The 12,400-nt window shown below is 66.1% G+C and carries 15 protein-coding genes and 1 other RNA gene; 13 read left to right on the forward strand and 3 right to left on the reverse strand.

Features of this window, described 5'->3' with window-relative positions; genetic code table 11:
* The first annotated feature begins 208 nt into the window (after positions 1-208).
* The 3 genes from recQ (at position 209) to IG65_RS0114780 (ending at position 2,981) form a co-directional block, all read left to right on the forward strand.
* Positions 209-2,332, forward strand: coding sequence for a DNA helicase RecQ (gene recQ, locus IG65_RS0114770; RefSeq protein WP_030515488.1), 2,124 nt, complete (start codon positions 209-211; stop codon positions 2,330-2,332).
* Between the two features lie 145 nt (positions 2,333-2,477).
* Positions 2,478-2,729 (forward strand): hypothetical protein, encoded by a 252-nt coding sequence (locus IG65_RS0114775; RefSeq protein ID WP_156055620.1) that lies wholly within the window; start codon positions 2,478-2,480, stop codon positions 2,727-2,729.
* Between the two features lie 15 nt (positions 2,730-2,744).
* The gene (locus IG65_RS0114780; RefSeq protein WP_030515490.1) at positions 2,745-2,981 is read left to right on the forward strand and encodes a hypothetical protein; all 237 of its coding nucleotides are present in this window, start codon (positions 2,745-2,747) and stop codon (positions 2,979-2,981) included.
* A gap of 7 nt (positions 2,982-2,988) precedes the next feature.
* Here the strand turns inward: IG65_RS0114780 and IG65_RS0114785 are convergent, their stop codons facing one another.
* Complete coding sequence (locus IG65_RS0114785; RefSeq protein ID WP_030515491.1) at positions 2,989-3,357, reverse strand: hypothetical protein; 369 nt, start codon at positions 3,355-3,357, stop codon at positions 2,989-2,991.
* Between the two features lie 340 nt (positions 3,358-3,697).
* On the opposite strand from IG65_RS0114785, the gene smpB reads away from it, so the two are divergent.
* The gene (gene smpB / locus IG65_RS0114790; protein ID WP_030515492.1) at positions 3,698-4,171 is read left to right on the forward strand and encodes an SsrA-binding protein SmpB; all 474 of its coding nucleotides are present in this window, start codon (positions 3,698-3,700) and stop codon (positions 4,169-4,171) included.
* 81 nt (positions 4,172-4,252) lie between these two features.
* Positions 4,253-4,623, forward strand: a transfer-messenger RNA (tmRNA) gene (ssrA, locus tag IG65_RS36470).
* Between the two features lie 38 nt (positions 4,624-4,661).
* Here ssrA and IG65_RS0114795 read toward each other — a convergent pair.
* Both IG65_RS0114795 and IG65_RS38500 read right to left on the reverse strand, forming a co-directional pair.
* Positions 4,662-5,879 (reverse strand): site-specific integrase, encoded by a 1,218-nt coding sequence (locus IG65_RS0114795; protein ID WP_231509212.1) that lies wholly within the window; start codon positions 5,877-5,879, stop codon positions 4,662-4,664.
* Complete coding sequence (locus tag IG65_RS38500; protein WP_197039842.1) at positions 5,824-6,438, reverse strand: helix-turn-helix transcriptional regulator; 615 nt, start codon at positions 6,436-6,438, stop codon at positions 5,824-5,826. The genes IG65_RS0114795 and IG65_RS38500 overlap by 56 nt, the downstream gene beginning before the upstream one ends.
* A 110-nt stretch (positions 6,439-6,548) precedes the next feature.
* Here IG65_RS38500 and IG65_RS0114805 point away from each other — a divergent pair, with 110 nt between their 5' ends.
* The 8 genes from IG65_RS0114805 (at position 6,549) to IG65_RS0114840 (ending at position 11,631) form a co-directional block, all read left to right on the forward strand.
* A complete protein-coding gene (locus tag IG65_RS0114805) occupies positions 6,549-6,749 on the forward strand; it encodes an AlpA family transcriptional regulator (RefSeq protein ID WP_030515495.1) in 201 nt (66 codons plus the stop codon).
* Positions 6,749-7,297, forward strand: a complete 549-nt coding sequence (locus tag IG65_RS0114810; RefSeq protein ID WP_156055621.1) for a hypothetical protein — start codon at positions 6,749-6,751, stop codon at positions 7,295-7,297. The genes IG65_RS0114805 and IG65_RS0114810 overlap by 1 nt, the downstream gene beginning before the upstream one ends.
* On the forward strand, positions 7,294-7,554 hold the full coding sequence (locus tag IG65_RS0114815) for a hypothetical protein (protein ID WP_051756040.1): 261 nt from the start codon (positions 7,294-7,296) through the stop codon (positions 7,552-7,554). The genes IG65_RS0114810 and IG65_RS0114815 overlap by 4 nt, the downstream gene beginning before the upstream one ends.
* Positions 7,551-7,895, forward strand: a complete 345-nt coding sequence (locus tag IG65_RS0114820; protein ID WP_051756043.1) for a hypothetical protein — start codon at positions 7,551-7,553, stop codon at positions 7,893-7,895. The genes IG65_RS0114815 and IG65_RS0114820 overlap by 4 nt, the downstream gene beginning before the upstream one ends.
* A 146-nt stretch (positions 7,896-8,041) precedes the next feature.
* The gene (locus tag IG65_RS0114825; RefSeq protein WP_156055622.1) at positions 8,042-9,565 is read left to right on the forward strand and encodes a hypothetical protein; all 1,524 of its coding nucleotides are present in this window, start codon (positions 8,042-8,044) and stop codon (positions 9,563-9,565) included.
* 188 nt (positions 9,566-9,753) lie between these two features.
* Positions 9,754-10,098: a hypothetical protein gene (locus IG65_RS0114830; protein ID WP_030515500.1), complete on the forward strand. Its 345-nt coding sequence runs from the start codon at positions 9,754-9,756 to the stop codon at positions 10,096-10,098.
* 50 nt (positions 10,099-10,148) lie between these two features.
* Positions 10,149-10,475, forward strand: a complete 327-nt coding sequence (locus tag IG65_RS0114835; RefSeq protein ID WP_156055623.1) for a helix-turn-helix domain-containing protein — start codon at positions 10,149-10,151, stop codon at positions 10,473-10,475.
* Between the two features lie 199 nt (positions 10,476-10,674).
* Positions 10,675-11,631: a hypothetical protein gene (locus IG65_RS0114840; protein WP_030515502.1), complete on the forward strand. Its 957-nt coding sequence runs from the start codon at positions 10,675-10,677 to the stop codon at positions 11,629-11,631.
* Positions 11,632-12,400 lie beyond the last annotated feature (769 nt).

The following is a 12,400-nucleotide window of genomic DNA, read 5'->3' on the forward strand; positions in this document are numbered from 1 at the left end:
CGCTCCCTCGCTCCGTCGCTCCAAAATCGAGGCGGGCCGAGACCCGTGGGGGGTGCACGGTCTCCGAGTGCGCTCCTATTCGGTTCCAGGGTGTGCGTCCTCAGGCTGGAACCGAGGTGGGGGCATCTGCCCGCGGGGGCGGCGGGATCCTCGTGTACGGGGTGCGGCTGTGGATTGGGGGTTCGGATCGTCGGTGGGGGTCCGTAGGATGGCTGGCGTGAATTCCCCGGAGACGCTCGAGACGGCCGACGCTTCGTCGCGCACTGTGGAAACCGGTGCGGCGCAACAGATTCTGCAGCGTGTATTCGGGTACGACAGTTTCCGGGGATTACAGCGCGAGATCGTCGATCAGGTCGTCTCGGGGGGCGATGCGCTCGTTCTGATGCCTACCGGCGGCGGCAAGTCGCTGTGCTATCAGATTCCGGCGCTGGTGCGGCCGGGGGTGGGCGTGGTCATCTCGCCGCTGATCGCGCTGATGCAGGATCAGGTCGACGCGCTGACCGCGCTCGGGGTGCGGGCCGGATTTCTCAACTCCACCCAATACCCGGACGAGCGGCGCACGGTCGAGGCGCAGTTCGTCGCCGGGGAACTGGATGTGTTGTATCTGGCGCCGGAGCGGTTGAAGCTCGAATCGACCGCGGAATTGCTCGATCGCGGCAAGGTATCCGTGTTCGCCATCGACGAGGCGCACTGTGTCTCACAGTGGGGCCACGACTTCCGGCCCGACTATCTGGCGTTGTCGGTACTGCACGAACGCTGGCCCGACGTGCCGCGGATCGCCTTGACCGCCACCGCCACCGAGGCCACACGCCGCGAGATCGCCGAGCGGCTCGACCTCACCGGGGCGAAGCATTTCGTCGCGGGTTTCGACCGGCCCAATATCCAGTACCGGATCGAACCGAAGAATCGCGCCGATCAGCAATTGCTGTCCTTCATCCGCACCGAACATCCGGGGGAGGCGGGCATCGTCTACTGCCTGTCTCGCAATTCGGTCGAGCGGACCGCGGAATTCCTGTGCCGCAACGGAATCGAGGCGGTGCCCTATCACGCCGGTCTGGACGCGCGCACCCGCGCCACCAACCAGGCCAGGTTCCTGCGCGAAGACGGACTGATCGTCGTCGCGACCATCGCCTTCGGGATGGGCATCGACAAACCCGATGTGCGGTTCGTGGCACATCTGGATCTGCCCAAGTCGGTGGAGGGCTACTACCAGGAGACCGGTCGCGCCGGCCGCGACGGCCTGCCGTCCACCGCCTGGATGGTCTACGGACTCAATGATGTTGTGCAGCAACGCAAGATGATCGACTCCTCCGAAGGCGACGCGGCACACCGGCGCCAGTTGCAGCTCCACCTGGATGCGATGCTCGCGCTGTGCGAGACCGTGCAGTGCCGCCGCACCCAGCTGCTCAACTACTTCGGCCAATCCGGTGACACCTGCGGTAACTGCGACACCTGCCTGAATCCGCCGGAATCCTGGGACGGCACGGTCGCCGCGCAGAAGGTGCTCTCGGCGGTGCTGCGGCTCAAACGCGAACGCGGGCAGAGCTTCGGCGCCGGACATATCGTCGACATCCTGCTCGGGAAGTCGAATCCGAAAGTGTTGCAGCACAAGCACAACGAGTTGAAGGTGTTCGGCGTCGGCGCCGATCTGCGCGATACCGAATGGCGCGGCGTGATCCGCCAGCTGCTCGCCCAGGGCCTGCTCGCGGTGCACGGCGAATACGGCGTGCTGACCCTCACCGAAGCCAGCGACGAGGTGCTGTTCGAGAACCGCACGGTCCTCATGCGCCGCGAGCCGGAACGCGTGAAGCCACCGCGCGCGGCCAAGGCGAAGGCGGCGTCCCGCCTCGCCGCGGCCGAGCTGGCGCCCGCGGCGGCAGACCTGTTCGAACAGCTTCGTGCCTGGCGTGCCTCGGTCGCCAAGGAGCAGGGCGTTCCCGCCTACGTCGTCTTCCACGACGCCACCCTGCGTGATATCGCCGGCCGTGCCCCCGCGACCCTCGCCGAACTCGGCGGCATCAGCGGAATCGGTGAGAACAAACTCGCGAAGTACGGCGAGGGTGTCCTCGAAGTGGTCGCGGTATTCGATGCGGGTAGCTCGGGCGGGGCGGCGGAGGCGCCGGCCTCACGTCCCAGGCGGGGCGAGCGACCGGCCGGCCGGCGCGGCTCCTCCCGCGCAGCCGCATCGGGTGCCCGCTCGCGCCCGGAACCGCCTCGCGGCCCGGTCACACGCTCGAGGTTCGAGGCCGCGGAACCGGCAGCCCCGAACGATTCGGTGCACTGGGGCATCCCCGACGCCGATTTCGAGCCCCCGCCGGACGACTTCTACTGAACCGCTCGGTGCGCCGGCCTGCCCGCTCACCAGCACGGACGGTGGTTGCGGTCGCCGTGCGCGCCGGTGTCGACCGCCACGCCGCCTCGGGGGTGACGCCCGTTCCACGTTTATCCCTCCGCCCGGCGCGGGTAACCGTCTCGCCGTGACACATGGGCAGGACGGAGTGATCGAGACCAACGGGTCGCCGAAGCATCACGACCCGGCTTCAGACGCCGATTGGGCCGTCTCGGCCACGCCGGACCCTTCCCGGCTCGGGGTGCGGCCCCTGGGCCGGATCGGCATGACCCGGCAGTTGCGACGAGCCCGCACCGGCATGCGGCCCTCGACGCTGGCTCTGATCACTGTCTGGATTGCCGTCTTGGCGCTGTATCTGGCGGTGCGACCGGGCGGATAGCGGTAGCGTGCCGCTATGTCCCACGACCATCACGACGACCGCTCCGATCAGTCGTCGGATTCGGGCCCCGGCGGCGATCCGCCGGATGCCGCGAAACCCGGACCTCGCCGCACCCGAGCGGATTCGGTCGAGGCCGGGTGGCTGCGCCCGCACGCGAACCCGCTCGGTCGCCCGCGGCTGACGACCGTGGTGCTGCTACTCGCGTGGATCGCCTTGCTGATTCTGTATCTGCAGGTCCGCCCCGGCGGCTGACCGCGCGTCAGCGGTCGGCGCTCACCCGCTCCCACATCATCGCGTTCTGCCAGCCGTAGCGCTGAAAGGCCCAGTCCTGCACGGTCTTTGCGACGAGTTCGAAGGCGGGGGAGTGCGGAGTTCCCCAGCGCGCGGTGTCGCGCACGCTGGCGCGGAACTGCATGCCCGGCCCGCCCCCGCCGTATTCGACGATATAGCCGCGACCGTCGTCGGGATCGATGCGCCGATCCATCTCGACACGCAGATAATGTTGGGCCGCAGGCGAACCCGGGCGTTCGACGACGAGTTGGGGTTCTCGGTAATCCAACTCGGCCAGGAGATCGTGTAGTTGCGCATCGGTCGGGTCGTCGAGTACACGATCCGAGGCGGTGCTCACTCTGAATCTGGGTACCGTTGTCACGCAACCATTTTGCGCGCTCGCTCGGTGATGGGCACACAGAATCGGTTCCCGGCGGTGGGGATGTCCGCATTCGTCCGCTGCCGCCGCCTGCCGGTGCGGTGGTTTCTCCCGCGACACCGGCGCCCGTGCGGCGCGGGCGGGTTGCCGGAGACCGGCCGACCGTGAGCCGGATCACGGCATGTTCCGCGCCGGAATTTCGTTTTCTTTCTGTTCGGCGGCCGTGTAAACCGGACAGGTCCGTACGCTCAGCGGGCGTCGAGGCACAATGACAGCGTGGAGCGCCGCCGAGCTGCGCGGAGTCGAGGGAAAGGTGTTCATGAAGGAGAAGGGGCGCAAGGTCATCGCCACCAACCGCAAGGCGCGGCACAACTACACGATCCTCGACACCTACGAGGCGGGGATCGCGCTGGTCGGTACCGAGGTGAAAAGCCTGCGGGAAGGTAAGGCGTCGCTGGCGGACGCCTACGCCACCATCGACGACGGGGAGGTGTGGCTGCGTGGCCTGCACATTCCCGAATACGGGCACGGCACCTGGACCAACCACGCCCCGCGCCGCACTCGGAAACTGCTGCTGCACCGTCGCGAGATCGACAAGCTCACCGGCAAGACCAAGGAGAGCTCACAAACCCTCGTCCCGCTGTCGATGTATTTCGCCGACGGCAAGGTGAAGGTCGAACTGGCGCTGGCCAAGGGTAAGCAGGACTACGACAAGCGCCACGACCTGGCCCGCCGGACCGCGGAGCGAGAGGTGACGCGCGAACTCGGCCGGCGCGTGAAAGGCATGCACTGACCGGCGGGAATGTATGACGGCGAAGTGATGTTAATATGAACAGCCCGGCCCACCAGCCGGGTGTTCAACTGAGTGGACTACGGGGCTGATCGGTTTCGACTGCGTACGTCGATTCAGGGGAAGCGTGTCGGTGCAGGCAGGAGACCACCGTAAGCGTCGCTGTAACCCAATAAGCGCCGATTCTCATCAGCGCGACTACGCTCTCGCTGCCTAAGCAGTAGAGCGTGTCTGTCAGTCCGGGTTTGCTCTCGGCCCGGGTACTGGCATCAGCTAGAGAGCTCTACCGTGCGGCTCGGTCGCGGAGTCGTACGGGACATCGAACAGCGACTGGGATCGTCATCTCGGCTTGTTCGCGTGACCGAGAGATCCGAGTAGAGGCTCAGCGAACTGCACACGGAGAAGCCCTGAAGAAGCGGCGGAGGACCCGGGTTCAATTCCCGGCAGCTCCACCCACAGGCCCCTCACCTGAGCCCCAGGTGAGGGGCCTTTTTCATGCCGCACTCGGGGGAGAATCTGGCTCCGTGCCCACATTTTGCCCACACTCCGCAGCGGCCGCCCGGAGTCCCGCTCCCATCCGATCCGCGACCCCGTCCAAATCGTCCTCGAACAAATGCCCGTAGTTGTCCAATGTCATCACTGCGGACTTGTGCCCTAGCTGCCGCTGAACCGTCTTCACATGCGCCCCGCTGGCGATCATCAACGACGCCGCGGTGTGGCGCAATTGGTGCGCGGTCACGCGCGGGAAAGTCGCCGGGCCGGTCGGGTTGCCGTCCTCATCGCACGGAATCGACGCCTTGATACAGCGCCGCACGGCGAAGCTGAACCAATGTGATGTCGTAGGCGGTCGCAATGGTTCGCCATCCGGCCGCGACCACACCAGGCCGTCTCGATCCCGCTGCGCCTCGACGACCGGGCGCAGCAGTTCGGCGACTTCCGCCGGAACTGCAATCGTGCGAATCTCCCACGTCTTCGGCGTGCCGATGACACTGCGGGAGTTCACCTTGGACGCCGAGCGGGCAATCCGGATGCGCCGCCGGTCCAGGTCGATGTCCCTAGGGCGTAGCGCTGCCATCTCGCCCCAGCGACACCCGCTGTAGGCGAGGAACATCACGATCTCCGGGTGCTGGCGGGACGCGGCCGCCAGCTGGGCAACCTGAGTGTGTGACAGGTAGTTGTGGTCGATGCCGATCCGCTTCGGGAGCTTCACGCCGCGGGCCGGATTCGCCGGGATGCGTTTCTGGGCGACGGCATCGTCCATGATCGACGCGAACACGGAATGAATGTCACCAACTGTCGATGCCGCGCGGCCGATGCCGGCAACCCAGTCGCGGACTTCGGTGCTGTCGATCGAATTGACGGCGCGGGCGCCCCATTGCGGTTCGATATGTACCCGCCAGATGGACTCGACGCGCGTCGCCCACGATTCCTTGTCGAACACCTGCCCCGCGAGCCACGCCGTACCCAGCTCGCCGACGCTCAACTTCCCGAGAGACGGCGCGACGTAGCTGCCGGTCAGCTTGTCGACTTCGACCGTGTTCGCGAACTGCTCGGCATCCCGCTTGCGCCGAAACCCACGCTTGTCGGTCTGCTTACCGTCCGGCTTGCGGTAGCGGACCCGGTAGCGCGTCTGCCCGTTGCTGAGGGTGTACGGCTCAATTGTCGCCACTGCGCGCTCTCCGTTCGACCTCATCGGCAAGCAGGCCGACATAGGCGGAGACCTGCTCGAGGCTTTCGCGCATGGTTTGCGCCAACAGCTCCGGCTCGATCCCGTCCTCTTCCAGAATCGCGCCTGTCACATAGCCGGTCAGCGAGCTGAGTGCAGCGCGAGCAGGGTGCCGGAACGTCTGCTGCTCGCGTTCCCAGCTCCGTCGTTTCCAGGTGGGCGCGGCCTCCAGCTGCTCCCTACGCGTCTGGTCGTAATCCGATCCGGGCTCGATGAACAGTGGCTGCTCGTCAGCGAGCCAGCTGCGCAAAACATAGGGCGTCACCGGTTCGGACTTCTGCGAGATGGCAATCCGATCACGCTCCGGCGCGTCCAGGAAATCGGCCGGACTGGCGTTGAGAACTGCTGCGAACGCAAGCAGGTTCTCAAGGCTCACGCCCCGTTTTCCCTTCTCCACGTTCGTAATTCCCGATGGCAGCATCGGCGCCCCGATGTCGGACAGGCGCTCCGATAACTGCCGAACGGTCAGGCGCCGAAGGTCGCGGATACGCGCCAGATTCATCGACACCAGCTCGGCTATGGACCACACGCGGGTTGTTTGCATAACACGAACGGTAGTTGCTGATTGACAACCAAGCAAGGACGAGTAAGGATGTTCGTGTATCGCGAACGAATGTTCGGATATGAGAAACAACGAGAACATAAGGAGTTCCGATGGAACTGAGCGCGGACTACTGGCTCACTCGCGAGGAGGTTGCCGAGCGGCTGAAGCTGCCCGTGAGCACTCTCGCGCAGTGGGCCTATCACGGCCGCGGACCGCGGTTCGCGCGCATGGGCAAGCACGCCCGCTATCAGCTGGCTGACCTCATCGCATGGGAGCAGACGCAGTTCGCCGGCGGATCGGATGCCGCGTGATGCCAGTCCCCGAGGAAGCAGACGGCCCGGGAGCGGCTGCCACCGCTCACCGGGCCAAAGAAACCGACACCACTTCGCCAGAAGGAGCCTCGATGGCTACCAATGTATCAACCAGCCAGGTCACCGACTACCCCGTGGATAGCCGTATCAAGTTCTGCCGGGTGAGCCCCACGGGCCCGCGAGTCGGCTCCGCGGGCGTTATCCGGCACCTGCCTGACATCCAGGCAATCGAAGTCGAGACCGAACGCGACGGCGAAATCCTGCTGCTCCACATCGACGAGGTAGTGAAGGCGCTCGGCTCGCACGAATTCGCGGGCGATCCTCGCTGTATCGACGTCGTCATCGGGCGCCGTATGTCCGCCGCGATGGTCGCTGCCGGAGTGCATCACGGCCACCTCGCGGCCGCGCTCGGACTCGAACGTGACCACTTGGTGAACCTGCTCCAGGGTCGCGCCTGCTGGTCGCTGTCCATCGCGGCTGTCGGTGCCATCGTCCTCGGGGCCGACCCGGTCGACTTCATGCGCGCCGCGTTCGAGGAGACCCGATGACGATCAGTACCGAGTTGCACCGCCGGGCCGCTGCGGCCCGGCGCCTGCCCGGCGGCGACCCGTGGCCTGCATCCACCTCGGGAGAGCTGGACATCAGTACCCACCAGCTCGAGGCGTGGTCGGCCGCCGCGAATCACATTGCTGCGGACGGGCTGTGCCCGGTCCTGCCGCGCGAAATCGTCCAACTCCTCTGGCAGCGCGGCGGCGCCGATCGCGAGCTCGCGGAGCAAATCAACGAGAGAGGAGCCGCCGCATGAGTGATCCCACGTACGTCGTCGTAGGCGACGATGGAGCCCCGCGAGGAATCGTCGACGTCGACAAGATCCAGGCCAACGCCACGCTGCTGATGTACGAATTGTCCGCTGCGGCAGGTGATGACGCCGAGGTCGACCGCATCTGTGCCGAGTGGGCGGCTCGGCTGGACCCGGACGCGATGGGCTACACGTCCGCCGCAGCGCTGAGTCTGCTCACCCGCAACGTGCTGGCGCCACTGATCGACGTGCTCGAGGTCGCCACCCCGGGAGTCGAGTACAGGGCGAAGTTGGCCGAGTGCCGCGAGTACACCGCGCGTCTGATCGGCGACGGCGGTGGTCGATGAGAATTCAGCGAATCACCCGAGGCGCGGCCATTACGGCCGCGCCTTCGGGCGCGGGCGGATGGGACGAACCCACCGCCGCCTGCCGCCGCCACCGTGAACACGATCCACTCTGCCCAGACTGCCTAGATGCCGCAGCTGAGCAGTGGGTGCGAATCAGCGACGGCATCCGGGAAACCGGCGGAACCGGAGTAACCGGAGACGTCGCTACTCCGGTTACTCCGGACTCTCCGGTTTCTCCGGAGGGTATTGGAGACCGAGACCTTGTAGACCGAGACCTTGTAGACCTCGACCAGAACCTCAACGGTGACCAGAACCTCAACGGTGACACCAATAAGGTGCGAACGGTCGAGCCGGGTGCAGTCGACGACGACCCCAGCGCCGCATTCTGGGAGCGCCGCCCGATGCTCACGCACATCCGCGACGCCGCGCGCCTCTTCGGTGCATCTCCGTGGGCAACCCTCGTATGTGTCCTTTGCCGCGCCGCAGCGAGCGTGGAGCCGAACGTGAAGTTGCCCGGCATCGTCGCCGGACCCGCCTCGCTGAACCTGTTCGCCGCGTGCGCGGGCGAGTCCGGACTCGGTAAAGGGTCCGCCGACCGGGTCGCGCGCCGAGCTGTCCGGTTCGTCGACAGCGCTGGCCATGACATCCCGATCAAGATGCAGAACCCCGGAACGGGCGAAGGACTCGCCAAGGTGTTCACCCTCGACGACGAGAACACCGGCGAGCGGACTACCAGGGCGCTGATGTCCATCAACGAAATCCGGACCTTGGAATCTTTGATGGGGCGTCAGGGCGCCACACTCGACAGCCAGTTGTTGCAGGCATTCAGCGGCGAATCGTTGGGGTTCCACAACGCGAGCAAGTCCACCACCACCGCGGTGGCCGAGCATTCGTACCGGCTGTGTGTGATCGTCGGCGTGCAGCCCGAGAATGCCGGGGCGCTGCTGTCCGCGGAGAAAGATGGACTGCCGCAACGGTTCCTCTGGGGATCGACCAAAGACCCCTACGCACCGCCACCCGTTCCGGTCTCCGACGATGGCACCGGTGCCGCACAACTGCCGGTCATCACACCGCGCCCGGTGAAGATCACCGGCTACAAGGCCGAGGACGTCATCTTGAACGTGCCCGCCGCGGTAGTGAACAAGATCCGGCTTGATCGCCACCTTCGCATCACGGGCGCGGAGAACGCCCCGCTGGACTCGCACCGGAATCTGATGCAGCTGAAGGTGGCCGCTGCGCTGATGATCCTCGACGGCCGATGCAACAGTGGTGTCCCGCTGATCACGCTCGAGGACTGGAGGATAGCTGGCTCGATCCTCGACATGTCGGATCGGGTGCGCGACCGGATGGCCCGAATCTTGGCCGAGAGCGTCCGATCAGCAAACCGTGCGCGTGCGCTGGCTGCCGCCGACCGCGAGGAAGTCATAGCCGACCGGAAGATGGGCCGCGCCCGTGACGCCATTGTCCGATGGCTCGAGCGCGCTGGAGAGCACTCCAACCGGGAGCTTGCCCGCAGGCTGAAAACCGACATCCGTGATTGGCTCGACCCGGCCCTCGCCGAACTCGAGGATGAGGGGGTGGTCATCACCGCGACCGCAAAACAGGGCGGCCGACGACATCGGCTCGCGGACCCGCAGGGGGACGGGGGTACAAATGGTACCCCCGTGTGAGAAACAGCCTCTGACCTGCGGAAACACGGGGGTACCAGAAGGTACGACAGGGGTACCGAAAAAGTACGACAGGGGTACCGGTCGTACCCCCCTCGAAAACATGCTCTCACCTGCGGTTACTTCCCGAATCGGACACGGGGGTACCGAATGTACCCCCGTACCCCCTCCCACATCGAAATGAGGAACATATGACCCCCCTCGACTTCTCCGTCAACTCGAAGCACTGCCGCGATTTGAAGCCGGGCGAGTACTACTACCGCATCGAACTCGCGATCACCCGCGAACATCTCGGCAAGCCGTTCCGCGACTGCACCCGAACCGTTGACGGTTGCCTCCGATGCGAGACCGACGGCGCCACCACTCTCACCCTCCCGGCTGGCGCGTGGCTCTCGGTCTACATGTGTGAGGCGATACTCGCCTATGACCCGTGGTCGATCCTGCATCTCGACGCGCCGCCGAAGAATGCCAAGCGACAGCAATCGAACGGCAAATCGAAAGCCGGAATGTCCCTCACCCCGGACAGCGCCGCGTAACCCTCAGCCCCGGCCAACTGCCCGGCCGCCTCATTGCCCGAGGACCGCCTGTGAACCTCGACGACGAATTATCAGCAGTCGCCCGAGCGTTGGCAGACCACGCCATCCGCGACCGCCAACGCACCGGCACACCCGTGCCCTACATGCTCCGCCGATTGCACGACCACCTCACCCTCACCGCCCAGATAGCCCCGGAACCAGAATCCGATGACTCACCGATCGGAGTGCAGGAAGCCGCGCGCATCATCGGCGTCTCCGAACGACGGGTACGCCGGATCGCCGCAGACCTCGAGGGATACCGCATCGGGCACGCATGGCTGTTCCCCCGCGGCGCTGTCGAACAGTACGCGCAAGCCCGCACAGCACACCGGGAATGAGAGGAGCCGGGACGGATACCGTCCCGGCTCAACCCATTGCCCGATCCGCAGACCCGCGAACCCCTGGACGGCTCAGCAATCCGTCCACTCGCATTCTCACCACCACGCGGCCCGCGAGGTACCGGGAACGGAACCGAAACATGTTGCGCCCCAGGAAAATCGGTACTGCCCGACACAGCAGACCGAATGGAGCGTACCCGTGAACCAGTCCACCCCGATCCGTTCCGGCGACCGAGGCCGCCTCGAAGCCGAACGCCGATTCACCACCCCCGAAACCCGGGACATACCGGCACCCCCGAACGCCGATCCCGGATACCTTCGCATCAAACGCCTCACCGCAACCAACCGGTACTACGCCGAAGCCATCGCCACCCTGCCCCGCTACACCGAACTGAGCGCCGTAGCGGCCGAGGCAGATCAGCGAATCACCGAACTCGCCACCCCGGCCACCGAACTCCCCTCGCCGCTCGCGGCCGGACGCATCGACGATGAATGGCTCGACGCCACCGTCAACGCCCAACTGGCTGCCACCGACATCGACCGCCGCCGCCGCATCCTCATCGACCTGCGCGACCAAGCACACCGGCAGATCACCGTCAGCGTCCGGCTCCGCGCCGACCAGATGCTCGCAGTCCTCAACGACCGGCTGACCGGACTCATCGACACCGGCCGCGACATCTGCGCCGACCTTCGCGGCGCCCGCACCGCAGCCGACGCCATCACCAACGGGCCCGCAGCCGTCGAAGCATGGACCAACCGCGCCAACGGGCTCGACGACTACCGCCTACTGCGCGCCGCGCAGGACGCCGTCATGGCCGAACACCGCACCAGCACCGCCTACATCGCCGCCCGATCGTCCGACAACGACGACCCCCGCGCCTCGGATCTGCTGATCGCCAACCTCGACGACATCGCCCCCGGCTGGCGCCAACCCGGCCACGACTACAGCGGCAAATCCCTGTGGTCCGCGCCGTGGCCCGACGACGACCTTGAGTTTTTCGTGTGGCTGTGCACCAGCGACGCACAACCGTGGGTGCCCACCTTCACCGACCTCGAACGACTGCGCGCCAGCCGCAAACCCGCACCCATCGAAACCGCGCCCTCACCGTTCCCCAACCACGGACACGTGCGCGTCATCAACAAGCCGATCCGGTAACCGAGGAAGGCCGGCCAATGCCCTGCGCCGCACGCACCCCGCCCAGCCCCCCAACCAGCGGAAATGCGGATCACCGCAGGTCAGAGGGGGTAGGGGACCCCTCCCGCCCCTCCCGCCCCTGCATCGTTGAGCTCTGCAAATTTCCATGCCCGCACGCATTCGACCGAATTCGCCTACCGGGTGCCTCAGGAGGAAACCGTGAAACACACCCCGGAAACCCGAAAATTGCTGCGTTCCTTGGACGCTGAGTTGGCCGCGAAATCGCGTGAGCTCGGTGTGCCGGTGCAGTGGACGGAGCGTGAGCGGGTGGTTTTGGAGCTGATCGGGTCGAATTCCGATCGTAAGTGCGATCTTTCAGCCCGGTACGCGGATGCCGGGGACACGAAGACTCGGCTCAGGTTGTCGGCCGAGCTCCGATTGCTCGAGGCCGCCCTTGCCCGGTTGCTGAAGCAACTCGATACCGAGCCCGCGCAGTCGTCGCCGCGGTCGGTGAAGGCGCGGCACGCGGCGAATGTGAGATGGTCGCGCAATGCCTAGGTTCGGTTCTCGCGGTCTGGTGGCGTCGGGGCTGTATCAGTGGATCGGTTCGCAGCTGGAGGAGCGTGCGGCGCGTCCGCATCCGTATGACGCGATCGACGGCGGTACTCGGCCGGTGCCGGTGCCGGAGGCGTTGCGGTGCTTCCGGTCCGGGCGGTCGGTGATGGTTCCGGCGTGGTGGCTGGATGGTCACAGCGCCAGGGGTGCGGGGTTTGTGGGGGTTGTTCCTGCG

The sequence above is a fragment of the Nocardia sp. NRRL WC-3656 genome (genome assembly GCF_000720265.1).
Lineage (GTDB): Bacteria > Actinomycetota > Actinomycetes > Mycobacteriales > Mycobacteriaceae > Nocardia > Nocardia nova.

What these genes read in the sequence shown, in the direction of transcription:
- recQ (WP_030515488.1), top strand. Translation starts at nt 209, where the DNA reads ATGGCTGGCGTGAATTCCCCGGAGACGCTCGAGACGGCCGACGCTTCG.
- IG65_RS0114780 (WP_030515490.1), top strand. Translation starts at nt 2,745, where the DNA reads ATGTCCCACGACCATCACGACGACCGCTCCGATCAGTCGTCGGATTCG.
- smpB (WP_030515492.1), top strand. Translation starts at nt 3,698, where the DNA reads ATGAAGGAGAAGGGGCGCAAGGTCATCGCCACCAACCGCAAGGCGCGG.
- IG65_RS0114795 (WP_231509212.1), bottom strand. Translation starts at nt 5,879, where the DNA reads ATGTCGGCCTGCTTGCCGATGAGGTCGAACGGAGAGCGCGCAGTGGCG.
- IG65_RS38500 (WP_197039842.1), bottom strand. Translation starts at nt 6,438, where the DNA reads ATGCAAACAACCCGCGTGTGGTCCATAGCCGAGCTGGTGTCGATGAAT.
- IG65_RS0114805 (WP_030515495.1), top strand. Translation starts at nt 6,549, where the DNA reads ATGGAACTGAGCGCGGACTACTGGCTCACTCGCGAGGAGGTTGCCGAG.
- IG65_RS0114810 (WP_156055621.1), top strand. Translation starts at nt 6,749, where the DNA reads ATGCCAGTCCCCGAGGAAGCAGACGGCCCGGGAGCGGCTGCCACCGCT.
- IG65_RS0114815 (WP_051756040.1), top strand. Translation starts at nt 7,294, where the DNA reads ATGACGATCAGTACCGAGTTGCACCGCCGGGCCGCTGCGGCCCGGCGC.
- IG65_RS0114820 (WP_051756043.1), top strand. Translation starts at nt 7,551, where the DNA reads ATGAGTGATCCCACGTACGTCGTCGTAGGCGACGATGGAGCCCCGCGA.
- IG65_RS0114830 (WP_030515500.1), top strand. Translation starts at nt 9,754, where the DNA reads ATGACCCCCCTCGACTTCTCCGTCAACTCGAAGCACTGCCGCGATTTG.